Annotated in this window: 21 protein-coding genes; 14 read left to right on the forward strand and 7 right to left on the reverse strand. The window is 33.4% G+C overall.

All coding sequences use genetic code 11. From position 1 onward, the window contains the following. Positions 1-192 precede the first annotated feature (192 nt). Both BKP45_RS18295 and BKP45_RS18300 read left to right on the forward strand, forming a co-directional pair. Positions 193-3,141: a PD-(D/E)XK nuclease family protein gene (locus BKP45_RS18295; protein ID WP_071390011.1), complete on the forward strand. Its 2,949-nt coding sequence runs from the start codon at positions 193-195 to the stop codon at positions 3,139-3,141. Continuing rightward, positions 3,138-6,590, forward strand: a complete 3,453-nt coding sequence (locus BKP45_RS18300) for a UvrD-helicase domain-containing protein (protein ID WP_071390012.1) — start codon at positions 3,138-3,140, stop codon at positions 6,588-6,590. Before BKP45_RS18295 ends, BKP45_RS18300 begins: the two co-directional genes overlap by 4 nt. Positions 6,591-6,746: 156 nt before the next feature. On the opposite strand, the gene ald is transcribed toward BKP45_RS18300, so the two are convergent. Together ald and BKP45_RS18310 are read right to left on the reverse strand one after the other, a co-directional pair. Then, positions 6,747-7,871 carry an alanine dehydrogenase gene (ald, locus tag BKP45_RS18305; RefSeq protein WP_071390013.1) on the reverse strand — a complete coding sequence of 375 codons (1,125 nt, stop codon included), beginning with the start codon at positions 7,869-7,871 and terminating at the stop codon, positions 6,747-6,749. A gap of 257 nt (positions 7,872-8,128) precedes the next feature. Then, on the reverse strand, positions 8,129-8,341 hold the full coding sequence (locus tag BKP45_RS18310) for a KTSC domain-containing protein (RefSeq protein ID WP_071311107.1): 213 nt from the start codon (positions 8,339-8,341) through the stop codon (positions 8,129-8,131). Positions 8,342-8,638: 297 nt separating this feature from the next. Here BKP45_RS18310 and BKP45_RS18315 point away from each other — a divergent pair, with 297 nt between their 5' ends. From BKP45_RS18315 to BKP45_RS18345, 7 genes are all read left to right on the forward strand, one after another. Beyond that, positions 8,639-10,399, forward strand: a complete 1,761-nt coding sequence (locus BKP45_RS18315; protein WP_071390014.1) for a globin-coupled sensor protein — start codon at positions 8,639-8,641, stop codon at positions 10,397-10,399. A gap of 22 nt (positions 10,400-10,421) precedes the next feature. Further along, positions 10,422-12,194, forward strand: a complete 1,773-nt coding sequence (locus BKP45_RS18320) for an EAL domain-containing protein (RefSeq protein WP_071390015.1) — start codon at positions 10,422-10,424, stop codon at positions 12,192-12,194. Positions 12,195-12,314: 120 nt separating this feature from the next. Further along, complete coding sequence (locus tag BKP45_RS18325) at positions 12,315-12,602, forward strand: hypothetical protein (protein ID WP_071390016.1); 288 nt, start codon at positions 12,315-12,317, stop codon at positions 12,600-12,602. A 373-nt stretch (positions 12,603-12,975) separates the two neighbouring features. After that, entirely contained in the window at positions 12,976-13,770 is a 795-nt protein-coding gene (gene yidC, locus BKP45_RS18330; RefSeq protein WP_071390017.1) for a membrane protein insertase YidC, read from the forward strand. A 258-nt stretch (positions 13,771-14,028) separates the two neighbouring features. Then, positions 14,029-14,727 (forward strand): hypothetical protein, encoded by a 699-nt coding sequence (locus BKP45_RS18335; protein ID WP_071390018.1) that lies wholly within the window; start codon positions 14,029-14,031, stop codon positions 14,725-14,727. Positions 14,728-15,028: 301 nt separating this feature from the next. Then, positions 15,029-16,030 carry a methyl-accepting chemotaxis protein gene (locus BKP45_RS18340; RefSeq protein WP_071390019.1) on the forward strand — a complete coding sequence of 334 codons (1,002 nt, stop codon included), beginning with the start codon at positions 15,029-15,031 and terminating at the stop codon, positions 16,028-16,030. 198 nt (positions 16,031-16,228) lie between these two features. Next, complete coding sequence (locus BKP45_RS18345; RefSeq protein ID WP_084787890.1) at positions 16,229-16,561, forward strand: rhodanese-like domain-containing protein; 333 nt, start codon at positions 16,229-16,231, stop codon at positions 16,559-16,561. A 289-nt stretch (positions 16,562-16,850) separates the two neighbouring features. On the opposite strand, the gene BKP45_RS18350 is transcribed toward BKP45_RS18345, so the two are convergent. Then, positions 16,851-17,555: a Crp/Fnr family transcriptional regulator gene (locus BKP45_RS18350; RefSeq protein ID WP_071390020.1), complete on the reverse strand. Its 705-nt coding sequence runs from the start codon at positions 17,553-17,555 to the stop codon at positions 16,851-16,853. A gap of 323 nt (positions 17,556-17,878) precedes the next feature. Between BKP45_RS18350 and BKP45_RS18355 the strand changes: the two genes are divergently transcribed. Further along, positions 17,879-18,184, forward strand: a complete 306-nt coding sequence (locus BKP45_RS18355) for an IDEAL domain-containing protein (protein ID WP_071390021.1) — start codon at positions 17,879-17,881, stop codon at positions 18,182-18,184. Between the two features lie 401 nt (positions 18,185-18,585). Here BKP45_RS18355 and arsA read toward each other — a convergent pair whose 3' ends face one another. Further along, the gene (arsA, locus tag BKP45_RS18360) at positions 18,586-20,352 is read right to left on the reverse strand and encodes an arsenical pump-driving ATPase (protein WP_407639599.1); all 1,767 of its coding nucleotides are present in this window, start codon (positions 20,350-20,352) and stop codon (positions 18,586-18,588) included. A gap of 111 nt (positions 20,353-20,463) precedes the next feature. Beyond that, positions 20,464-20,826 (reverse strand): arsenite efflux transporter metallochaperone ArsD, encoded by a 363-nt coding sequence (arsD, locus tag BKP45_RS18365; protein WP_071390023.1) that lies wholly within the window; start codon positions 20,824-20,826, stop codon positions 20,464-20,466. Between the two features lie 191 nt (positions 20,827-21,017). Between arsD and BKP45_RS18370 the strand changes: the two genes are divergently transcribed. The 3 genes from BKP45_RS18370 to arsC all read left to right on the forward strand — a co-directional run bounded on the left by BKP45_RS18370 (position 21,018) and on the right by arsC (position 23,041). Then, on the forward strand, positions 21,018-21,356 hold the full coding sequence (locus BKP45_RS18370) for an ArsR/SmtB family transcription factor (protein WP_071390024.1): 339 nt from the start codon (positions 21,018-21,020) through the stop codon (positions 21,354-21,356). Between the two features lie 25 nt (positions 21,357-21,381). Further along, the gene (gene arsB, locus BKP45_RS18375) at positions 21,382-22,446 is read left to right on the forward strand and encodes an ACR3 family arsenite efflux transporter (protein WP_071390025.1); all 1,065 of its coding nucleotides are present in this window, start codon (positions 21,382-21,384) and stop codon (positions 22,444-22,446) included. A 175-nt stretch (positions 22,447-22,621) separates the two neighbouring features. Continuing rightward, positions 22,622-23,041 (forward strand): arsenate reductase (thioredoxin), encoded by a 420-nt coding sequence (gene arsC / locus BKP45_RS18380; RefSeq protein WP_071390026.1) that lies wholly within the window; start codon positions 22,622-22,624, stop codon positions 23,039-23,041. A gap of 64 nt (positions 23,042-23,105) precedes the next feature. Here arsC and BKP45_RS23140 read toward each other — a convergent pair whose 3' ends face one another. Continuing rightward, positions 23,106-23,561, reverse strand: a complete 456-nt coding sequence (locus BKP45_RS23140) for a PCYCGC motif-containing (lipo)protein (RefSeq protein ID WP_281243163.1) — start codon at positions 23,559-23,561, stop codon at positions 23,106-23,108. A gap of 658 nt (positions 23,562-24,219) precedes the next feature. Between BKP45_RS23140 and BKP45_RS18390 the strand changes: the two genes are divergently transcribed. Next, a complete protein-coding gene (locus tag BKP45_RS18390; protein WP_071390028.1) occupies positions 24,220-25,476 on the forward strand; it encodes a M48 family metallopeptidase in 1,257 nt (418 codons plus the stop codon). 59 nt (positions 25,477-25,535) lie between these two features. Here the strand turns inward: BKP45_RS18390 and BKP45_RS18395 are convergent, their stop codons facing one another. Further along, a complete protein-coding gene (locus tag BKP45_RS18395; RefSeq protein ID WP_071390029.1) occupies positions 25,536-26,453 on the reverse strand; it encodes a DMT family transporter in 918 nt (305 codons plus the stop codon). Positions 26,454-26,542: the final 89 nt, after the last annotated feature.

A 26,542-nucleotide genomic window follows, 5' to 3' on the forward strand; every position in this document is an offset into this window, starting at 1 on the left:
CCTTTGAACTGGTAGGTGCAGACGCTAGACAACTTTCTAACTTCAGAAAAAATATATTTTCTTATCTCTAAAAAGAAACGTACGTTCTTTAATTTTGGTATAATTAAGTATAGGAGAAATAGAAATATAATTTTAAACATTTGGAAATTATTAGTATAATGAGTTTGGACATGAATGAAAAGGAGTGAGAAAATGCTAGTAGTTAAATATTCAGATTTAAAAGATGTAGCTAAAACAGATCGACTTACGAAAAGTTTTCAAAGACAAAAAGAAGTAGGGAAACCTATTTATTACATACTACCTTCTAATAAATGGCTTCAGGCTGCACGTAAACGCAAGGCTGGCATGGCCTTTAAAACGTTTGATGATCTCGCTGATTTATTATTAAAAAAAGCCAATATTAAGTATTTTCCTGTGTCAGAAAGTGAACGAACGATTTTTTTTCAAGAATTGATGTCAAATGATAAAAACCGTTTTTTAAATAATCCTCAAGAATTACGACATAAGGCCAAAGCCATCGCCGAGACATATGGTCAGTTAAAACGTATTGGGTTAACTTTAGAAAATCTACCTACTCAATTTAGACAAATGGAACCGATTTTTAGAGAATATGAGACAGAATGGGTGAAGAAGAAACGTCTATTAGACCCTGAGCATCGTATTCATGAAGCGGTTTCATTACCAATGAATCAAGAATTAAACCTAGGTGGAATTGTCATTGATGGTTATCTTGATTTTAGTACACTGCAATATATGGTGATTGCTTATTTTGTCTCATTGGGTATAGACATTACAGTGTATCTTCCTAGAATACAAGGAGCAGAAATTGTTGAAGGTACTGAAAAACAGCTTAAAAAACTAGGCTTTACTGTAGATAAAGAAGAAATTAGGCAAATTATGATAACTAAGTCAAATGTAGAGGTGAAATCAGCCACAACTATGGAAGAAGAAATTTACGGTGTATTACATGAAATTTCTGAAAAAAGCCAGGTAACACCACTTACTGATATAGGGATTGTACTCGCCGACGAAAGCGGTTATCAAGAAAAGCTGATTAAAGCAGCTGAAAAAAAGCAGATCCCGTTAAAGGTACCAGTTAAGAAAAAGGTTAAAGATACACAGTTTATTCAGTTTATTTACAAATCTTTATTAAAGCACAATGGAAGATTTATAAACCGATGGGATACCCTTGATCTAGTAGATACGATGCTTAGACTTCATTTCTATAAAAGTATAAATTATATGAACAAAAAGAAAAATTATATCGAAATTGGATTTTTACCAGAAGATGAAAAAAAACAAGTAGAAGCATTTATAAATTTTCGAAAAACAATTCCTAAAAAAACTAGTGTTATAACGTACTTATCTTCATTAAAGGAATTATTGGTTAATAGTGACTTTACATGTTCTTGGAAAAAACAAATCCTTGAAGAAAAAAACACAGAGAAACTTCTGCAAATTCGCCTTGAGTGGAAGGCGTATGATTATCTTGTCATGCTAGTGACTAGAAAAATCGAAATGTTAAAACAACAAGGTCTCGAAGATTTACAAGTTCATTATCATATTTTTGTTGATTGGCTTTATGAAGGGATTCAAGGTGGAAGTATTTTCGTAGAAAGAACTCCAGTTACTGGAATTCAACTTTATTCATTTAGAGATGTAGGGTTATTCGAAGGAAAAAGTCTATATGTTTTAGGAATGAATGAAGGTACATTTCCAAAAGGCCACAAACTGTCGGGTTATTTTCAAGAAAGCGATTTAAAAAATCTCCCTGTTCCGTATGCTAGCCCAACAAAAAAGTTATTTCGACAAAAGGATGACACCTTTTTCAAACAGTTATTTGAGTTAGCTGATGAACTATCTTTTTCATATGTTGTAGGAGTTGATCCACATAACCCGATATTACCTTCGGGGTACCTTGAAGCGTGGAAGGATCAAATTCAGGATCGAAAATATAGTGCCGCAAATCGTTATACTGAGAAGGTGAGTGACTCTCAAAATGATTATGAGGAAAAAATGGCCTACCATGTTGGGGTAGGAAAATTAGTCCACCATCTTCCAGAATCATTAGAACGAATGGTTGCAAAATTAAGTGAGCTTGAGGGTGGGATAGAAAAAGTGTCCCCTTATTGGGAAGAAAGATTAAAACGAGACAAGCTTTCTGTTACAATGCTTGAAAGCTATGCCATGTGTCCTTTTAAATATGCTCTTGAGAGAATATTAAAAATTAAGGAGCCTGTGGAAAAACAAACGATACTTGATTTTCGTGATGTAGGTTCAATGTTACATGACATTATTGAAAAATTTTATAAGCAATTAAACTTAATTGGAAAACCATTTTCTGCTTTTACTGAGGAGATGAAGGAAACAGCTGAGACGTTTTTACTAGATATATTTGAAGAAGAGTGGTCTATTGTCGAAGCAAATCATCTAGACTTCTCGAAGCTTCAGCTTTCAATTGAAAAAGAAGAATGGTTGAAAAAATTAAAAAAATGGTGGCTTGCTGAAAGACACCACTTTTGGGAAAATAAGCAACTTCAATCGATGCACTTATTTCGTTTAGAAGAAGCAGTTGAACTAGATATAAAGCTAGACGATGACACAACCATTACAATGTCAGGAAAAGTCGATCGGGTCGATATTGATGATCATGGTTTTGTTATTTATGACTATAAATCAGGTTTTGCTTCTTTAAACTTTATGAAAGAAGTGCGTCCAGGGTTAAAACTGCAATTACCTCTTTATTTAGTTGCAATGGAAAAGCGCCTTGCAAATGGTCATTATCAAATTGATTTAACGGAATGTTTTGAAAGCCTACCAGAAAATTTAACTGCTCATGGTGCATCTTACATTTCCCTTAGAGAACCATTAAAGCGTGCTGGAAATAGTGTTTGGCGCGAGGAACATTTTCGCAAGAATAGTCCGTTTTCCGTTAATTCTTATGCGACTAAGGAAGAAACGTTGGAAGCAGAAGCTCTACTTGCTAAATATGAGTTGAAACAACGAATAAAAGAACTTTGGCAAGGAAGTAGTCATGACTTCTCAGTAAGGCCTTTAAAATGCATTAGCAGTTGTGCTTATCGACCGGTTTGTCGTGTTACTCAAGATCAAATTGAAGAAGGGGAGGGGGAATTTAAATGAATTTTAACGAAGAGCAAAAAGCCGCTATATATAGTGAAAAACCACTAGTCGTTATTTCTGCTGGGGCTGGTTCTGGTAAAACACGTGTATTGACGGAACGATTTGTATATATATGTGAAGAAAAATTAAAGGAACGTCTTGGTAAGAAAAATAAATCACCGATAGGAGCTACGGTTGAGGAAATTGTAGCCATTACATTTACTGAAAAAGCAGCACGTGAAATGAAGGACCGTATTCGTGGACGTATAGAGGAGATACGCCAAAATGTACATGAACGTTATGATGCGAGTGAACATGAGTTTGCAAGAAATTTCTGGCAGGAACAAAAGGATGCGTTAGATGGCGCCCTTATAACTACATTTCATAGTTTTTGTCACAAACTTCTTGGAGAATATGCGTTTCTTGCAGATGTCCCTCCTAAGTTTACTGTGTTAGATGATGTTGGGGCTAAGTTGATTCAAATTGACATATTTGATGAAATGTTTGATTCGCCAGAGTATCATCGTAAATGGCGACCGCTGTACAACTTTTATACTCGTGGACAACTGAAAGAAGCTATTAAAGCAGTGTATAGTCAGATGAAGGAAATCATTACTTCAGTAGAGTCTATCGAATCATTTTTCGATTCCGAAACCATTGTAAAGCTTCAGTTACAATCGATAGAAAGTGATCGTAAATTTGTATTAACGAATTTTTATAAAGAAGCACGCCCGCATGTGATGGAACTTGATGACAGTGATAAGGCCTCAAAGAAAATTACGGAACACTTTTCTGAAGTAACCGATCTTTCGTTTGAAAATCCAGCTGTTCTATATGAGGCATTAGAAGAAGCACTTCCGAAAAAAGTAAATAAAAAATGGCAAGAAACAAATCCACCATTATATGATTTGTTTGAGTATTTATATAAACCTTTAAAAGAGACGTGGAAAAAATTAAAAGGACCATCAAGTGTTGACATTAAAGAGATTAAAGAAATTATTAACCTTTTTGTCCAAGTGCTTCAAGTGTTCCACGAAAAGTATGATGAGGCGAAACGAGAACGAGCAGCAATGGATTTTTCTGATCTACAGCAAAAGGCAATTACTCTTTTAGAAAAGAAAGAAGTTCAGGATGATTGCCGAAAGAAGTATCGTCATATGATGATTGATGAAGCCCAAGACACGAACCAACTGCAAATGAATATGTTAACGTTTATCCAACCGAAATATAGATTTATAGTTGGTGATGGAAAGCAGTCTATTTACCGATTTCGTGGAGCAGATGTTAGCTTGATGAATGAACTTGTAGATTTCTCAAAGAAAGATCTTAATAGCGATTTTATAAATATGAGTACGAACTATCGTACATGTGAGAGTATTATTGACTTTGTAAACATTGCGTTTAATGAAATAATGGGGGCAGAAAAGTCAGAATTGGACCCGTTGTATAAAATTCATTACACGAATATTAATAGTCATCGCAACGGGATAGAAGAACAAAAATGTCGTGTTGAACTTATAACAATCCCTAAAAAAGATGAACCAAAAGAAGGCATAGAAGGTCAAGCAGAGCAACCGGATGATGAACAATCAGAATTTGAAGTTATTGCGAACCGTATGCTTGAAATAATGGAAGAAGGCCAATCAATTGTCTCTGACAAAGACGCTTGGCGAACGCCTTCTTGGAGCGATTTCGCTATCTTAATACAAACAAGAACAAAGTTATCAAAATTAGAGCGTTCGTTAAAGCAAAAGGGAATTCCATATGTAGTTTATGGTGGGATCGGCTTTTATGAAAAACAAGAAATTCGAGATATGCTTACCCTTCTCAATTGGTTAAATAGACCGTGGGAATCGCTTTATATATTATCGTTACTAAGAAGCCCGCTTTTTGGTGTTTCGGTTGAAGACTTCTTATCGATTGATGAGTGTTTAGAGGAAGATATTCCTTTGGCGACCTTTATATACGAAGGGTTATTTGATAACGATGTAAATATCGGTGAAGAGCTTAAGAGCACATTAACTAAGCTTAAACAGTTTTATGAAGATTGGGTTCCTTATCGTCCTCAAGTTTCAACCCGCGAATATTTTGAAGATCTTTTCTTGAAATCGGGCTTAAAAAAAATGTTATTATTACAAAAAAATAATTTGCAACAAATTAAAAATGTTGAAAAACTGATCGATGTTTTAGCTCAGTTTCAAACAGCTTCTTTAGATGAATTGTTAAAACAAGTGAAACAATTAGCAGACTTATCGGATAAAGAAGGTGAAGCAGAAGTAGAGTTAGCAGAAGGAAATATGGTCCATATTATGACTGTACATGCTTCTAAAGGGTTAGAATTTCCAATTGTCTTTTTACCAGATTTAGCTAAAGGTCCAAGAGGAGATTCAGGAAATATCCGTTTTGATAAAGATGTAAGGATCGTTTTACAGTATGAGAAGGAAAAAGAAAATGAACCATTAAAAAAACCTGATAAAAAATATTCTCCATCATTTGAAAGAATTAAAGAAAAGACAAAGGATCAAGCGATTGAAGAATCAAAGCGATTATTTTATGTTGCTACTACTAGGGCAAAAGATTATCTAGTATTGTCTACAGTGGATAAACCGACTAAAGACTCATGGTATGACATGCTACTTAAGGCGATGGAACAAAACACGAGTTTAGAAAATCGTATAAAGCAAACTTCTAATGTACCTGACTATGAAGAGTGGCAAGAAAAAGGGCAAGAATATGAACCACCGCTAATTCAAAACAGAAATAAGGTACTACCTAGTTTTTCAGTTTCAGAAATCATGACATATATGAATGACCCGATAAAATATTATTATAAATACATTGTGAAAATTGAAGATGAGTGGTTAGTTGAACAGGAGGAATTACCGAAGTTTGTAGAAGAAAAAGAATTTGTCTCAGGTGCAAAACTTGGTACGATTGTTCACCGCGCATGTGAACTTTTAGATAACGGATACTCTCTTGAAGAAGCACAGGAAGAAGCGCTAGCTTTACTCGAAGAAGAACAAGAGCTAGGTGATTACGAACAAGCAGTAAGTGACCTAGTAACCAAATATCAGGCACTTAATGAGTTAAGTCTAGGAAGTAACTATGCTAATGAATGGGCGTTTATTGTTGAGATAGAAGGTGCACAAATTATAGGGGAAATAGATAAGATTGTTGAAAAAAACGGAAAATTTCACCTTATTGACTTAAAAACGAATAAAAGTAATAACGTTGAAAAGTTGGTTTCATATTATTCACCTCAGCTATATTTGTATAAGATGGCATTTGAAAAACTAACTCGTCTAAACGTTAGTGAGTTGTCATTATTTTTTATGCGTGAAGGATTAGAAGGTTTTTCAAGTATTGAAATTGACAAAACAATGGAAGAGCGTATTAGGGAGATAATTAAAGAAATGTCTCATTTAAAAATGACCCTTGCTGCAAAAGATAGTTATGAAAGAATCGGGTGACAAAGCATTTGTAGGTCGCCGAAAACGAACTGTTAAATTAGTAAGAGAAATTTACAAAAGGTTTTGCCAATATGATGGCAAAACCTTCATTTTTTCGTAAAGTGACTAGAGAGTATGAAGTTTTGAAGGGAGAGCTTTCTAGCTTAAGCCTTAATACTATATTCTATAATGTAAGGCTTCTGAAACGGGTACATAATCGTAACCTAAGTCTTTAGCAACAGCTTCATAAGTAATGGAACCATTTGCAACGGTCACACCTAATTCTAATGCTTTATTTTGGACTACTGCAGCAAACACCCCATTATTTGCAATTTGAAGAGCGTACCCTATCGTTACATTTGTTAAAGCGATTGTTGAAGTGCGAGGTACTGCACCTGGCATATTTGCAACAGCATAATGAACAATACCATGTTTCTCATAAGTAGGATCGCTATGTGTAGTAATACGATCAACAGTTTCGAAAATTCCACCTTGGTCAATCGCAACATCAACAATAACTGAGCCTGGTGACATTGTTTTAACCATTTCTTCAGTCACCAACTTAGGTGCTTTAGCACCCGTTATTAAAACGGCTCCGATCACTAGGTCACTTTCACGAACGGTATCAGCAATGTTTAATGGATTTGACATTAATGTATTAATACTAGATCCAAAAATATCATCTAAATAGCGTAAACGTTCTGGACTTAAATCAATAATAGTTACATCTGCTCCTAAGCCGACTGCAAGTTTAGCGGCATTTGTACCTACAACACCACCACCAATAATGGTAACTTTTGCCCGCTTTACACCTGGAACACCAGCTAGTAAGATGCCTTTTCCTCCTTTAGGTTTTTCTAAAAATTGAGCACCAATTTGCGAAGCCATCCGCCCTGCTACTTCACTCATCGGAGTTAGTAATGGCAAAGTCTTGTTTACTTCAACTGTTTCATAAGCTATCGCAATAACACCTTTACTAGTTAATGCTTTGGCAAGAGCAGGTTCAGCTGCTAAATGTAAATAGGTAAATAAAATGAGACCTTCACGAAAATATTCGTATTCACTGGCTAAAGGTTCTTTAACTTTCATAATCATTTCAGCTTTTGACCAAACGTCAGCTGCATTATCAAGAATTGTTGCACCTGCATCGATATATGCTTCATTTGTAAAGCCACTTCCAACCCCTGCATTTGTTTCAATTAGTATCTTATGACCAGAATTCACTAGGGTAATTACGCCGCCTGGGGTAATAGCAACACGATTTTCATTGTTTTTTTTCTCTTTTGGTATACCAATTATCATTGTTAATCCCTCTTTTTCCTCTTATTTGAGTGAATTTCATATCCAGTTAATCATATAGAAGTGTATTATGAAATTTATTAAAATATATAAGTATAGTATAATTTGTATCTATTTATCGAAACAATGAATATTCATTATGACGGAAGAAAATCTAACAGAAAAAAACTGAGCTTGAATGCGACATCAAGTTCAGTTTTTACTAAATACTATAATTTTTTTGAAATACCTTTTGGTAAATTCAAAGGGCTGCTTTTCTTTTAATGTAGTTTCCTTTTATCATATTTTATAGTAAGGCGATCTCTAACATATTTACTATGATCACTTGTAGATAAGAACCCTACATAATCAATTGGAATAACGTCATAATATACATAGTAATCACCATTAGTAAACCGAATGTACAATTGATGTGTAACATCATCATATGATGCAGACTTAATATCCTCTGAATTGATATTTGTTGTTTCCATACTCCAAACTCCCTCCAAATATTAGTGTATTTATATTAAAGTATTCCCAATGAAACAATAAGGAAACACTTTTTCATACATTTAAGTGACAAGAAATATTAGGAGAAAACACCTACTTTCAAAAAAGCTATTTAAAGAAAGCTTGAAGTCTTGCTTTCTAGGGAAATAACCTTGTAAACAATTGAAGTTTTAAAAAATTTCATGATAAATTAACGAACTATTCACTTGAAACTTTCATATATAAGGCTACAATGATAGTGGAAGTAATCTTAGATTTAAGTAGTAGGGGGGATTTCGATGTTTTTTACGAAAAGAATAAATGTGGAGAAAAAGGTTCAACCCTTAAATGATACAGATATTCAATCAACAGATCGAATGCAAAATAAGTTGTCATATTTACAGCTAAATAATAAAGACTTAGAAATTATTAAAAAGCTTGATTACTTATTTGATAAATACTGTGAAGATATAACGGAAAGACATTATGAAATGGTGGGGAGATTTGCAAATTTACAAAATATCATCGATCAACATAGTACAAGGGAGAGATTGTCAAATACCTTTATTAAATATTTACAGTCCATTCCAAGGTCAGAAATTAATGAAGAATATATTTCAGGGCGAGTAAAAATTGGAGATATACATAGTAAGATTCGGTTAACACCAGAGTTTTACACTGGCTCTTACATACGTGTATATGAGTATCTTATACCCTCTATTATTTCTGAATTTGGAAACTCTCCTGAACAATTATCTGAACTATTATTAAGCCTAATAAAGTTTATTACGTTAGATTCACAAATAGTACTTGAATCTTACCAAGAAGGAAATGATTATAAAGTTGTTTCTAATATAAGTTCTGTCATGGAATTAATAACAAAAATTAATAAAATGAAGGATCTATTAGCTGTTGTTGATAGTACAATTGCAGAAGCAGAAGCAGTAGCGGCTGCAGCCGAGGAGCTTTCCTCTTCGGTAGAGGAAGTCGCCAATAATGCAATAAATGTATCGGAAAATGCTGAAGAAACAATTCTTCAAGCTAATAACGGTCAAAAAGTAATTGAAGAGTCATTAAAAGGTTTCCTTTCTATGACAGAAGATTTTAGTGAAACAAAGGAGAAAATTAATAATCTCCTTAAAGAAATTCAAAATGTTACTACTGTCGTTTCATTTATACGTGATGTATCGGAACAGACGAATTTATTAGCTTTAAATGCCTCTATAGAAGCAGCTAGAGCCGGGGAACATGGAAAAGGGTTTGCAGTTGTAGCAAATGAAGTTCGTAAACTTTCTGAGCAAACGAATACGTCGGTTCAAAAAATTACATCTACGATAGAAAAGATTCAAGCTGAGGCAAATGAAGTAGATCAAAATTCTGATCGAATGTCTACGCAACTTGGTGTGCGAGTTAACAAAACAAGAGATGCTATTGATGTTCTAGATCAAATTATCACAAGAATAGAAGATGTAGGTGGAGCAACTTCAAATATCGCTGCAATTGCAGAGGAACAGTCTGCTGCTACTCAGGATATTACTTCAAGAATAAACGAAGTGTTACAGCATGTTGATGAAATAAGGACAGCTACAAAAGAAACGGGTAGTACGATTTACGATGCAAGCTATAAAGTTAATGAATTACGAAAAGAAGTATTAAAATCAATTCCACGACTTAGTGGTGAAAATTTATTACGAGTAATGAAAACTGAATATGAAACGTGGAAATGGTGGATATATAATACGATGATCGAATTCCATGATTTAAGTGAGGGAGACATCGCTCGTAGACAAGAGAGTCGTTTATCAACTTGGTTTACTACCATAAAAAATGATCCACTGATTCAATCTCAATCCGTTTTCACAACGGCAGAAAAATTGCACAATGATATATTTACTTTAGCTAATGATGCGTTAGGAGCTATGAAACGAGGTCATTTTTCTGAAATTAGTCAAATACTAGAACAACTAGACACAAAAACTGAAGCTATTAAAGAGTGTTTAGACGAACTAAGTCTAGGTGTAGCTGAAAGAAAAACAGGTAAGAGGCATCAACATAGCTAGATGCTAACTATTTGGAGGCCGTATGAACATAAGTAGTCAATATAATCATGAAATTGAACGTGAAAAGGATAAGCCTTCTAATGTAAGGTATAAATTAATTGAAATTTTCCGGGAGTTTGAATTGGAGGAAGGACTAGAAGGGGCTATTAAACTAAGACAAATTATTGATAGCCTCTGCTTTGTCCTAGGGCAAACTGTTACTATTTTTATTACCAACCGAAATGGAAAGATTTTATATTCCAATGATCATCTTCGGTTCTCAACCAAATTAAGAGAGGTTGGTATTATTGAAAATGATGTGATTAATATAGAACAAAAAGTTTTAGGTAGGAATTTGAATGTAGAAGATTTAATTTCTGAAGAAACCATGCATCAAATTTCTGACGAACTTATGTATATACATTCGCATATTTCACCAGTGAGAAGAGATGATGAGGTAAGCCACTTCATCATCGCTTTTCATGATGTAACTCAACTAAGGCGTGCAGAATCACAATTAAATATTATGTATTCAATAGATCCTTTAACTCAATTGCCCAATAGACATTGTTTCGAAGAAGATTTATTAAAAAAACTACAATTAGAAAAGAAAAGTCAAAATCCTTTTGCCCTATTTTTTCTTGATTTAGACCGTTTTAAATTTTTTAATGATACGTTAGGACATCAAGTTGGCGATGAGTTAATTATGGATATTGCAAATAAACTACGAGATATTGAAAATAAGTATATTACTTTGTACCGCTTTGGTGGCGATGAATTTATTTTTCTGATTAAAAAAGTTGATACAGAAGAGCAAATTGATGAGTTAGCTGAGAAAATATTACAAATATTTAAGTCAGCCTTTATTATTCAAGGAAATAGTCTTATGTTAACTTGTAGTATTGGCATCAGTATTTATCCAGATTCAAGTACTAGCCTAAAAAAACTAGTAGAATGTGCGGATACTGCCATGCATTATGCTAAGGAACGAGGGAAAGATACATATCAAATTTTTTCTGAAAATATGAACACTGCTTATTCAGAGAGGTTGAAAATGGAAGCTCAACTTCGCATCGCATTAGAGAAAAATCAATTTTTCCTACATTATCAACCCCAAATTGATATGAAAACGAATAAGATCATTGGAGTAGAAGCATTAGTTCGTTGGAATAATCCTGAATTAGGCATTGTCGCTCCTAATGAATTTATTCCACTCGCTGAAGAAATAGGTCTTATTGATCCGATAGGAGACTGGGTTTTGAAGACAGCATGTCAACAAGTGAAAAATTGGCAGAAGGAATTAGGTTTATATATTAGAGTGGGAATTAATATTTCACCGAAACAATTTCAACGCCCTGATTTTGTTAGCAAAGTAGAAAGAGTATTACAGGAAACTGGATTAGCGCCTAACTATGTTGATTTGGAAATTACTGAAAATGGATTAATGCAAAATAGCGCAGATTGTTTGCAAACATTATATCGTTTAAAAAGCCACGGTGTAAAAATATCAATCGATGACTTTGGGACAGGTTATTCTTCCTTAAGTTACTTAAAGCGGTTTCCAATTGATACTTTGAAAATAGATCAATCGTTCGTTAGAGATTTAATCGAAGATACAAATGATCAAGCAATTGTTACTTCAATAATTAGTTTAGCGCACAATATGAAACTGAATGTAATTGCAGAAGGTGTAGAAACTGTCGAAATTGTTAATTTCTTAAATCGTCATAAATGTGATGAAATGCAAGGCTACTTATATAGTAAACCTCTAAATCCACATGATTTTGAAAGCTTTCTAAAAAAAATGAAGCAATAAGTAATCAGACTACTAAAAATCCGAAAAATGCACTTAGGAATGTAAGGTACACCTGTATGGAATTTGATTTACTGGAAAAAATAAACTAAGTAGTAAATGAGGATAAAGGTGGGAACAAAAGTGAAACGTTTTTCATTAAGTATTGCAGCATTTTTATTCATTGCATGGATTGCAGCTCTCTTATTAAACATTGATATTTATCGGAAGGCAAATATAGAATTAAATATATTTGGACCGATTTTAGACGCGGTCTTACTCATGCTCATTGGGTTAGTTATTTTTGTTTTAGTAGCCATTTCTAGTGAGAATGTAGAAACCCCTAAAAAATGGGTAAACACTAGTTTGTTTTTATTAGGTTTAGGTGCAATATTTTTCATTTCATTTTTTTACATCGTAACGTTTTATTAATAGTCAATACTGTAGTGTAAGTGGTACAATGTACTCGTTCCTTTTATTATTTTTTAGCTAACAGGAGGTGAGAATTGGTGGAATTTCCTTTTGATTTATCTATAATTTGGCTTTCTATATTGCTTTCTATTATTTTTGTTGTAGCTTTCGTCTTTCGTTGTAACTGTTATCCGCCTTTAAAGAAGCAACAATCTTTTGGAAAAGTAAATAAACATATATTTAAAACAAATACATCTGATACCTTTTTATTTGAAAGACTTCATATTGTTTATCGAAAGATCCCTACTAAAGAAACTAGTAGTAATTCAATAGATGAAGAGCATTGTTTTCCTTGTCTTAAATTATATTTCAATTACAGAGGAGGACATAAAAGATGGGGAAAAATCTCCAATTGCTCACATCTAAATATAGAAAAGGTAGTTTATTTCTCGTATTAATTATAACATTGGTTTCACTTACAGGTTGTGGTATGAATGCTGGTCCAATAACAGTGGATAGCCCTGGTGTTTTTAATCATTATCTTGTTTATCCATTTTCTTGGTTACTTTTGAAAACTGCAGTGGTTTTTGGTAATAGTTTTGGCTTTTCAATTATTGCTGTAACGATACTAATCAGATTTATGTTATTACCGTTAATGATTAAGCAATCAAAGAATATGAAGGCTATGCGTTTAATTCAACCAAAACTAAATGAATTAAAAGAAAAGTATTCAGGTAAAGATGAAAAAAACCAAAGAAAGCTTCAAGAAGAAACAATGATGCTTTTTAAAGCTGAAGGTGTTAATCCAATCGGAAGTGGTTGTTTACCACTACTAATTCAAATGCCAATTATGCTTGCCTTCTATTATGCGATTATGCGTACAGAAGAGCTGGCTCGCCATTCATTTCTTTGGTTTGATTTGGGAGCACCTGATCCACTATATATTTTACCTATGCTTGCGGCGATAACAACATTTATCCAATTAAAAGTGACCGCTGCTCAAAATCCTGTTAATACTCAAATGGCTATAGTAAATAATATTATGCCAGCTATGATTTTAGTTTTTGCGATAAGTCTTCCATCTGCTCTTTCGTTATATTGGGTTATTGGTGGAATTTTTGGTATTGCTCAAGCCTATTTCTTAAATATTGATAGATCACAAATCAAACAAGAAACAGCAAATAGTTAATGAAACTATAGCGTTGACTGGGGTGGTTGGTTAAGATGTGACTTACGTTACATTTTAGCTAATCGCCCCTTCATTTTTACATTATGTTATTTTTCTACTTTTACATAGTAAGGTCCCACAGAAAAACTTAAGAGAGTTAGAGAAGATTTGGTGAAAGATAAAAACTTCTTTTGATGGAAAGGTGGGTGTATGGTTTAATTTGTGTAAAAAAGGGTTAGAAAAGTAAGGAAGCAAAAATATGGGGGGTATTACAAGGGTATGAAACAACTAATAATTCATTTGTTAATAATAACTCTTTTTTTTACTGTTGGCTGTCAGCAAATTGTACAAGAAGATACTTTAGAAACTGAAATAATTGAGAAAGAAAATGATACTGAAAAAATTTCCGAAGATCAAGGGTTAGTAGGAGATAAAGAAGTAGATGAAAACTCAGCTAAAACGATTCTTTTCGAATACCTTCCACTACAAGTGGGATATAAGTATGATGTTGTTCATGCCATGGATGGGTTAGGAGAGGGCATAGAAGTTTTATATAAAGATAATGATCGCTTTTTTGTTCGTGGTCATTATGGTTCAGCTCTCGGCTTTTATCGAGTATATGAGGTTAGAGAAGATGATATCGCAATTGTATTTGAAGTTACTGAAGAAGACCTTGACCTTTATGAAGAAATGGCTACAGTTTCAGAGGCAAGTGACCTTTATGATCTCCCGATTTATAATGAGAAAATTGTATTATCATTACCTATAAAAGAGAAAACGACCTGGAGTGGTGGAGAGATTATTGAAACGGATGCAGAAGTGACTATTAACGATGTTACCTATGAAACGATTATTGTTGATTACGAAGAGGATATAGCTCAAGGATATTATTATGCAAAAGGAAAAGGATTAGTTCAAATTGTATATGTAATCCCGGAACTCTCAGAAGAGCCACTTATTGCACAAATGATAGAATAGTTAATAATGGCTAGCAAAATGCTAGTCATTTTTTTCGCTTTTAAGGTAGTAAAGCATTAACTCAACTCCAAAGCTAAAGGGTTGTAGAAAATGGTTTATAGATACTCTCAATGAGAGAACTTCTTGTAAAGGGACGGTGTATACAAATAAAAAAGGGTTTTATAAGTATGGACTTCCTGGAGTTTATTAAAGTATACTAAGAACAAATGTTAAAAATCTGTGAACTTCAGAAGATTATTTAACAGAAACTTAATGAATTGTTATAATATTAATAATATTATAACTTAGGGAGTTTTAAACAATGAGCAAAACAACCACTGAAATAAATGCATCCACATTACTCAACGAACTAAAAGAAGCCAATCAACAAATGGAAAAAGTCGTAAAAACGATTAATCAAGTGGCATCACAAGCAAATTTATTGGCACTAAATTCAGCAATTGAAGCAGCTAGAGCCGGGGAGGCCGGAAGAGGGTTTTCCGTTGTAGCTAATGAAATTAAGCGATTTGCAGACTTAAGTTTAACGACGAATAAAGAAAGTTATAAACTAATTGAAAATATTCAAAAGAAAGCAAATGAAGTAATTGCAGTAAGAACAGCAGATGTTGCTTTTGATACAATTGATAAAATTGACCGGAATTTATTTGAAAGAAATTGTGATGTACAAGCATGGGCCACATTTAATGCGATAAAAGATTGCCTGTTAAACGTAGATCAAAAAAACCAAAAACGTGCTACAAACTTAATGAAAAATATAGTTGATATTTATGAAGTTTATTACGACCTTTTTGTAATGGATACTACTGGTAAAATTGTAGCTTCAGGAGTTAATCAAAATATTATTGGTAAAAACATGTCAGAACGATCATGGTTTAAAGAAGTATTAAAAACAAATGATGTCCATGTTACAGATATGTATTATTCAGAAGTAATGAACGGTCATACAATGGGATATTCTTGTCCAGTGCGTGATGACAATGGTCAAGTAATAGGTGTTTTTACAACACGATTTAATTGGAATTTCATTTATGAAATCATTGACTCTGTAAAAATTAGTAAAGATAGTGAGCTATATTTAATAAATGAAGACGGAATTGTTATTGCAAGTCATAACCATCAAGGCATACTAACAAAAGATCTTAACCAATTACAAGCAGTAAAACAACTGAAAATTGGTGAGAAATATGGTTATACCAAAGAAAAAATAGGTGGTCAAGAAAAGATCTATGCGTTTTGTAAGACCAAAGGTTATAATGCATATCGAGGTAAAGGTTGGTCAGTAATTGTAAGCGAAAATTTATAAAGGACAATATTTACAAACTGTAGTCTTTACTTCTAAAGTGGATGGTATGGATGAATATAAGTGCTTGAAGGAAAAAATATATTAATTTTTTCTTCAAGCACTTTTTTGGAGATAAAAAGACAATTGTCTTGGCTAAAGGTTACGAGTTCAATATAATAGAAAATATGTTATAAAAGTGAAGGAACTCTGGGGGAGAGTATGTACATTATCATAATTGTTATTTTCTTACTTCTGTTTGTTTATTTATATCAAATGTATTTTCCTGTTTTATACGTCCCAAATATGGATGAAGATCAAAAAATAGTAAATAACAATACAGTATTTTTAGATGTGAGAGATTATCGAGATTCTCTCCATAAACCAGTTCAAGGAGCTGTTAATCTTCCGTATGCTTATTTAAAGCGGCATCATCAACAAATCTCGAGTAATCAAGTTGTTGTAGTAGCCTCTGATTATGTTTCAAAAAATTTAACGGTACGCTTTTTAAAAGGGCAAGGGTTTAAAGTGATTGGCTATCAGTTAATAAAATAAAAATTTATCCCACTCTTAAGGGGCAAGTAAGACCCCCACCTCAAAACGTAAGAAAATCGAGAAGTTTAGGTGGGGGATAAACTGCCCCTAAAGGTCCGATATAGAATAACTTTCATCAGTGAAGCTGATGATTAGTTATTCTTATGCCCGTGGTATAAGTTGAACTAACAATCAGTGGGGGATGAAGGAAAACCCCCACTGATTGAAGTTCAGCTTTATAACGAAATGTTTCATTGCGTCTATATTTCACGTCTATACCACTTCTTCTACTTTTACGTAACCTATTGAATTATATTGTGCATTCAACATACGGACAAGATTCACAGCGAAGATGCTCTTGTAAGTACTCGATATTTTTAATTGTAATATACTTTGAATTTATAGAGATAATCTCTTCATTAGTTAAATTCTTTAATATTCTACTAATGCTCTCTCTAGTTGCTCCGATATAGTTAGCTAACTCTTGACTTGTTAATTTTTTGTTTATTAAAATACCATTTTCACAAGGAGTACCGTGAGCATTGCTAAGTCGGATTAATATTGAAAATAGTGCACCTTTTTTTCCACAAAAAATGAGATCACGAAATTGTGCAAGAAGTGAGTTACTATGGATTGAAATTCGTCTCATAAATGCTAAAGCAATTGCACCATTTACACGACAAATATCTTCTATTACTTCCCTTTCAAATCTAACCAATATAGAGTCTTTAATAACATCAGCATTAGAGGTAAGTTTTAAGTTATTATATAAACTTAGCTCTCCAATAAAATCATTATCCTGTTTCAGCTGAAAAAATAAAACTTTACCTTCAACACTTGTTTTACTTAAGCGAACTCTACCGGATTTTATGAAGTAGATATGTTTAGGACGATCCCCTTCGAAAAATAAAGAATTACCTTTTTGGACAGAAATCTCAGTTCCTTGTGACAAAAGGTACTGCTTCTCTTCTTCGCTTAACTCGTCAAAAAATGTCTCTTTTGTAATTTTGACCATTAGTAGTCCTCCTAGAAAAAACAAAAACATAATTTGTAAATATAAGGTAAAGAAATCGTCGATAAGTTAACAATCTTACTATATTTTACAACATTAATAGAATTAAATCGATTTTCTTTATTTAAAAATAACATATTTTGAGATTAAACGCTGTGAAAAAAAAGAGAATATTGGTGGAGTATGATGATATATATAGAAAAAAGCTAAAACTTTACGCTTTAAATTAACTGAAGTAAAAACCTTGTGAGATAACTTGACTAAAAACTCAGAAAGTTGAAAATAATCAAAAAATTTATTATAATTAAAAAAAGGAGGTTTTAAATATGGAAAAGTTTATGATAAATAAAAAAATGTTGAGGAAATTGTCATTAATGAATAACCATAGGGAGCCTTCTGTAGAGATACTTGACTCCTTATATGCTCAGATGTTTTTAGAAGTATCCATTTACCGCTTTCAAACATCGAAACTTCAAAAGGAAATCGATCATGCTCTAAAAAATGGTAATAAGGAAGAATTCGCAAAGCTTGCAGAAAAATACAATGAAATTTTATTTAAGTATAAAGACGGCATTAAATTTTCAAAAAAGGGGTTTGAATTAACGATTGACCTAGAAGAATATGTTCTATAGGCGAATGATAAGAAAATACACAACAAAGTGAAAGTGATGTGAAAAGTGGAGAAAATATGAGTATCATTTTGACGATTTCAATTGTATGGGGAAAAAACCAAAGTACCGACAAAAAAGGCGTTTAGAATTAGTAAAATAATTCAAACGCCATTTTTATTCCACTCTTAAGGGCAGTAAAACCCTCACCTCAAAACTTAAGAAAATCGAGAAGTTTAGGTGGGGGATAAACTGCCCCTAAAGGTCCGATATAGAATAACTTTCATCAGTGAAGCTGATGATTAGTTATTCTTATGCCCGTGGTATAAGTTGAACTAATAACAATCAGTGGAGGATGAAGGAAAACCCCCACTGATTGAAGTTCAGCTTTATACACTCAATACTGCCTATTATTGAAGTTCACCTTATAACAACTTTTTTAGACTTTCGCTTCCAATCATGTCATCAGCTTGCCAAGGCACAATTACGCATTGTTTCGACAGTTCATCTTTTACTTTTTTAATCCACTGTTCTTCAGCGAGAGCCCGTCCTTGAAGGATAGGGTCAGTAGTGCTGGAGGCCTGAAAGCTTTGGTTTATCACCCACCATTTTGGTGAGATTTGTGCACGACGTAAGTCTTCTTGGAGTCGGCTAGCTTCAAAAACAGGTGTTGCTTCTGGAAGTGTTACCAACACTACGTTTGTATTTTTTTCATCACGAAGTCGAGGCAATAGGTTTTTTACTGCTTCTGGGATGTTCCCACTAGAACGAGTAACCTCACGATGATAGGAATGAGCTGCATCTAGTAAAAGTAATGTATGCCCAGTAGGTGCAGTATCAATCACAACAAATGTTTCTTTTGACTTGTCCACGATATTGGCAAATGCCTGAAAAACTGCGATTTCCTCAGTACAAGGAGAACGTAAGTCTTCTTCAATGTATTTTAAACTTTCCTCATCTAATGTTTCTCTTACTTTATTTAAAACTTGGTCACGATAATTCTCAACCTCTTTTTTAGGATCAATACGACTAATCGAAATTTTATTTGTTACTTTCGTATCTTTTAAGACGGTAGTTAAATGTGCTGCTGGGTCAGTAGTTGTAAGATGAACGTGATGTCCTTTTTCTGCTAGTCCAATGGCAATAGCTGCTGCAATTGTTGTTTTACCAACTCCTCCTTTCCCCATAGTCATAATTACTCCACTTTTATTTTTTGAAAAGGCATCAATCATAGTTTTCAGTGGTGGTATCGTATTTGCTGTCAGTTTATTAGTAATAATTCTATTTGTAACTTCAACAGGTACAAACAGTTTCTTCAGTGCTTCTATTCCGGTTAAATTAAACGGAACTAAAGGGAGTTGAAATGTAGTAAGAGATTTCAAATAATCTGACATTTGCTCTAAAGCTGTAAGTTGTTTTCTTTCAAATTGATTTGCTACATGATCGTTTCTGTCCAAAACGTGAAAAACACCATTAATAATCAGTGCTTGATTTTTAATTCCAAGTTCACTTAACTCAGTAGCTGCACGTTCGGCTTCACTTAGTGATGAATACTCTGGTCTTGATACAAGTATAAGTGTTGTTTCTTCCCTATTAGAAAGTGCTGTTACCGTACGTGCGTAAAGGTCTTTTTTTGATGCAAGGCCAGATAAAGGACCTAAACAAGAGGTACCAGTTGTATTTTCTTCTAAAAAATCAGACCATGCAGTTGGCAATTGTAATAAACGTAACGTATGTCCAGTAGGAGCCGTATCGAAAATAACATGATCAAATTGCTTTGTTAAATCATCATTTGATAATAAGTTCGTAAATTCATCAAAAGCAGCTATTTCAACTGTACAAGCACCAGAAAGCTGCTCTTCCATATTATCGAGGGCTGCTTTAGGGAGCTTACCACGATAAGGACCAATGACACTTTCCCGATATTGTTTGGCGGCTTCTTCTGGGTCTAAATTTGAAGCAAATAAATTAGGCACTTCACTGATTGCTTTTGGAGTATTTGATAACGTTTCATCAAATACATCCTCAAGGTTAGATGCGGGGTCAGTGCTTACAATTAATACTTTTCTACCGGCTTGTGCTAAAGCAACCGCAGTAGCACAAGCGGTTGATGTTTTACCGACTCCTCCTTTACCAGTAAAAAAGAAATGTCGAGTTTCAGGTAATTTCATTGGGTGAAATAATTCCATGATGATACCAACCTTTCAAGTATATTTAAAACAATCTGCTCTTAATTAGCCCACCACGGAACTTTATTAAAAATGTATGTGGTGGGCATCTTTTTCGCTAATCAGATTAATTATTTATATTGACTTGAGATCAATATTTAATGGCGAGTTCTTGACTTCTAATTCAGTAACATCAATATTTAGCCATGTAGCTAGTTCTGTTTTCGAAGGGTACTTATGTGTTTTTACTATTTTGCCATTCACAACGGTAGCGGGTAAACCGTCTACTCCTTCAGCCTCCATAAGCATACTAATATCCTTATTTAATACATAAGGTTCAGCATTTTGAGCTAGATTATATCTAATAACGTCATGACCTTTATTAACGAGAGTTGCTACGTCTCTTGCAATACGAGTTAATTCTGGGTCAACATCAGGTCCACAAACACCAGTTGGACAGCAAAGGGCAGGGTCAAAAATTTCAATTTTTGTCTTCATGTTAAATCTCTCCTTAAGTTATAGATTTTAGGTTGAACATTGTATCAATGCTACACGGATCGTATTAAGGTTATTTTCTCCGTGCTAAGTAAGATATAATTCTTTTTTATTTTATCATATTTCTCATTGACATATAAGTATATACTTATATAATAATACATGTAATGAAATTAATTAAGGGAGTTGAATTCATGGATAAAATCCCTATAGAAAAAATGGTTGTTGTATTAAAGTTATTAGGAGATAAAACAAGGCTAACGATAGTTAGTCTATTGAAAGAAAGGGATTGTTGTGTATGTGAATTTGTTGAACTTTTAGAAATGAGCCAACCGTCTATTAGTCAACATATTCGTAAATTAAAAGATGCAAACTTAGTAACAGAGAAAAGAAAAGGACAATGGATTTTTTATTCACTAAATAAAGAAAATGATGCTTATTCGGTTATTCTCTCGATATTAGACCATATCCCTGATCAAGATGAAAAATTACTGCAGTTAGAGAGAATTAGTAAAAACGTTTGTTGTGATTAATAGAAGTTTGAGGAGAGTGAGAGAATTGAGTAATGAAACGGAAGTGAAAGGAATTGGGTTTTTTGAACGCTATTTAACGATATGGGTTGCGTTATGTATTATCGTTGGAGTTGCTATTGGCCAGTGGCTTCCTTTTATCCCAGAGACGTTAAGCAGATTTGAATATGCCCAAGTATCAATTCCTGTCGCTATTCTAATTTGGCTAATGATTTATCCGATGATGTTGAAAATTGATTTTTCTAGTATCGTAGGGGCATTAAAAATGCCAAAGGGGTTAATTGTGACTTGTACGACAAACTGGTTAATTAAGCCGTTTACAATGTTTTTATTTGCATGGCTGTTTTTTAAAATAATTTTTGGGGGGCTTATTCCAGCAGACCTAGCTACTGAATATATTGCAGGTGCCGTATTATTAGGGGCAGCCCCTTGTACTGCGATGGTATTTGTTTGGAGTCATTTAACGAAAGGGAATCCTTCCTATACACTTGTTCAAGTTGCTGTAAATGATTTGATTTTATTAATTGCATTTGCTCCAATTGTCATGATTTTATTAGGTGTAAGTAATGTATTAGTGCCATATGACACATTACTCTTATCTGTTGTGTTATTTATCGTTATTCCATTAGTAGGTGGATATTTATCAAGAACTTACATTGTTAAGAATAAAGGAAAAGAGTATTTTGAAAATGTCTTTATAAAGAAATTTGATAATGTTACGATTACTGGCTTATTGTTAACGTTAATCATCCTTTTCTCTTTCCAAGGTGATGTTATATTAAACAATCCAATCCATATTGTGTTAATTGCCATTCCTTTAATCATTCAAACGTTCCTTATATTTGCCATAGCATACGGATGGGCAAAAGCCTGGAAATTGCCACATGAAATTGCCTCACCTGCTGGAATGATCGGTGCTAGTAACTTTTTTGAATTGGCAGTAGCGGTAGCCATCGCATTATTTGGTCTTCAATCTGGTGCAGCACTCGTAACGGTTGTTGGGGTTCTCGTTGAAGTTCCTCTGATGTTAGCGTTAGTTCGTATATCAAACAATACACGACACTGGTTTCCTGATTCAAAGTTAGCCCAATAGTGTCGTTATTGATAGAAAGTATTATTTCAATCGGTTTAGATTTACTAATTTAAACTGATTGCTAAACTTATGTCTCACTGAAAAGACTAAGATTTACTTTGTTTTGAAGTGCAGGTCTTATAGCTCATTATGAGTGAAAAGAGATATTATTTTATTAAAGGAGACTTACTTACACATGTCAAAAAAAACAATCTACTTTTTATGTACAGGAAATTCATGCCGTAGCCAAATGGCAGAAGGGTTTGGTCATCATTATTTAGGAGATGAGTGGAATGTTTATTCTGCTGGAATAGAAGCTCATGGTGTAAATCCTAATGCTGTTAAAGCAATGAAAGAAATTGGTATTGATATTTCCAATCAAACCTCAGACACTATTGATCCTGAAATTTTAGCAAATGCCGATTTAGTCGTAACATTATGTGGCCATGCTAACGATGTATGCCCAGCAACACCCAAAAATAAGGATCGCGTTCATTGGGGATTTGACGATCCGGCAAAAGCAGAAGGAACAGATGAAGAAAAGTGGGCATTCTTCCAAAGAGTTCGTGATGAGATTGGCTCTCGAATTAAAACATTTAAAGAAACAGGAAAATAATAGAAAAAAGCCATTATAGCGAACTTTTCACTATAATGGCTTTTCTTCTTATTAAATAAACTATTTAATTTGCTGGTGGATAAGGTGTAGGGGTAGGTGGAGCATATTTTGAATATTCACCATCAATAAAGTCACGAATTTCTTGAAGGGGTACACCTTGTTCATGTAATTTTTGCACATCCAGTGCAATTTCTATACAAATCCCTCAGCCAGCGCCGTGATCATCATAAACAAGCAAATCATTGGTACTGTGTTCACTTGAAATAAAACATTCCTTAACATTCTTATGATTAAATGGTTCAACAAAACAGTTGCAATAGCATGGAATATATTCAAGGATTCCTTCCTCAGCTTCAACGGCATATTCATAAGCAGCCATTGCACCAGGATAAGTTGCATTTAATACATATTCAGGAAAGTTGTTAGGATTAGCTTCTTCATTTGTAGCATTACATGCTACTAAAATTAGTAGGAGAAAAGTTGCTAGAAAGTAAAAACGTTTAGTAAATGATTTTCCCATGTATTTCACTCTCTTTTCTGTGAAAAATTATACAGTTTATTATACAATTAATTATTATGATAAAATGTATAAAAGCTCACATATTTACGATATTTTCATAGAGATAAAAAAGTATGTATTTCAAATCTGTTTCTGAATTAGAATAATGTACATAATACATTGGTAATATTATCCTCTTTTTAAAAAGTAAAAAGTATCATTCGCATCATTGTTTTTATAATAATACGCTTTTAGAGTTCTAAATTCAATTCTATCGCCTAAACTAATATAGGAGTCTTTGTCCTCATTTTTAAAAAATACATTTTAAAATTTAAGACAAACTATTGAAATCGCACATAGAATTTAAATTTTTATCCCACTCTTAATGGGCAGTAAGACCCCCACCTCAAAACTTAAGAAAATCGAGAAGTTTAGGTGGGGGATTAACTGCCCCTAAAGGTCCGATATAGAATAACTTTCATCAGTGAAGCTGATGATTAGTTATTCTTATGCCCGTGGTATAAGTTGAACTAACAATCAGTGGGGGATGAAGGAAAACCCCCACTGATTGAAGTTCAGCTTTATACGTTTCAAAAGCAGATTCGAAGAAGGTCACCGTAGTAAATATATAATCTTAAGTATTACTAAACGTAGGCTACTAAGAAGGGGAGGATAAAAAGTGAGAAAGCTTTTTTGGGGAATCTTCATTATTTATTTGCTATATGCTGTATCCATATCTACATATTTATTTACAGTAAATACGCCTTTACCTGAACATTATGTAGGAACAGAAGCAGATCCACTTACTTTCATGGATGAAGAACAATATCAATTATCATCACAGTTTTCAAAATGGAGAAATGTTATCTATTTTATCAACTTACCATTTGAATGGCTCATTTATTTATTTGTTTTATTGTTTGGTCTGTCCCAGTTTTTTGCTCGATGGTCAGAGCGGGTAATTAGGTATCGTTTTTTACAAACGACACTATATGTGATTCTTTTATCTACCTTTAGTTGGATTGTTACGTTTCCGATTAACTATTTTTCATATACTTTAAGCAAGAAGTATGGAATTTCCATTCAAGCTTTTCAGAGCTGGATGAAAGATCAATTAATTACCTTTTGGGTAGAAGCTGTTATCTTAACAATTGTTGCTTATGTCATTATGCATATTATTTCAAAGTGGCCTAAAAAGTGGTGGTTATATACTTGGCTCTTATCTATTCCATTTACGTTGTTCTTAATGTTTATTCAACCTGTAGTTATTGATCCGTTATATCACGAGTTTTATCAAATAAAAGATAAGGAGCTTGAACAAGAAATATTATTATTAGCAAAGGAAGCTGATATTCCTGCTGATAGAGTGTATGAAGTGAATATGGCTGATAAAACGAATGCCCTTAATGCCTATGTAACAGGGATTGGTAGTAATCTACGAATCGTATTGTGGGACACGACATTAGAGCGATTAAATAAAGAAGAAGTATTGTTTGTGATGGCACATGAAATGGGGCATTATGATCTAAATCACTTGCCATTGCTATTAATAGGAATGATTGCAGCTAGCTTTGTTGGCCTTTATGTAACAAGCAAGTTTTATTCATTAATAATTAACAATTTTGGAAAGCGACTTAAAATTAAACCCGATAACATAGCAGCTTTACCAATTATCCTTTTAATCCTATCATTACTAAGTTTTGTTGTAAGTCCAGTAAGTAATGCTATTTCGAGGGTTTATGAATACCAATCAGATCGTTATGCAATAGATTTAACGAACGATCCAGATGCAGCTGTTGCGACATTTCATAAATTATCAGTGGAAGGTCTATCAGACGTAAATCCACCAACTATAGTGAAGATTTTTCGTTATACGCATCCACCAATGGTTGAGAGGATTACACATATAAGGGAATATAGTAAAACTATAGAATAAGAAAACGGAGTATCTATGTTTAAACGTATATAGATACTCCGTTTTCTTATAGTAAAATTTTAGGCAGTTGTTTGCCCTTGTTGAAAAGTTTTTTTGTGTTTTTGATCTTTGGTAGAATCTGAAACGACTATAACTCCAAGTAAAACAGAGGAAATTCCTATCAATTGCCACATAGTTAATAGATCGCCGAACATAAATATTCCAATACATGCAGCAACAACAGGTTCGATGGTGGCTGTGATTGAGGCTTTACTTGTTTCAACTTTATTAAGTCCTTTCGTATAAAGTAAATAAGCTAAAACAGTAGGGAAAAATCCTAAACTAATACCGTTACTCCAGAAAGAAGTAGTATGAAATATATTTTCTATATTCCACAATCCGCTAAACGGTAGCAAAGCGATTGCTGCAAATATAAACGTGTAAGCAGTGACGGTTTGAGAGTTGTACTTTTTTAATGCATATCTACAAAATATGCTATATAAAGCATAGGTTAACCCAGATCCAAGCCCAACAATTACTCCATATAAACTAACTTTGGAATTTTCAAGTGGAAATAAACCTATTACAAAAATACAGCCAACAAGTGTAAGTAAAAGAGAGAAAAGTTTTCTTGTTGTAAGCCATTCATTAAACAAAATTCTTGATAAAATAGTTACGAAAGCAGGACCTGTATAAAGTAATATAGCTGCTACGGATAGAGAAGTTTCCTGGATCGCAGTAAAAAAGCACCAATTAAAAAATACGATAGAAAATATACCTGTTCCAACAAAGTACTTATAATCTTGTTTATGGATTTTTAATAAAGTAGGGTTTGTTATAAGTAGATATAGAATTAAAATAATGGCTGCACAAGATACACGAACTGTTACTACTTGAAGTGGTGTGAGTCCCAAAGTATATAAACCTTGTACAAAAATACCAATTGTTCCCCATAAAGAAGCCCCGATAATGATTAATAAATAATTCCACTTTTCCATTAAAACACCTCTGACTAAAAAGTGTATCACTAAGTGTGAGTAATACCAATATATTTTTGCACTGAGAAAAGTACAAGCGACGAAGCTAG

The organism is Anaerobacillus alkalidiazotrophicus (assembly GCF_001866055.1).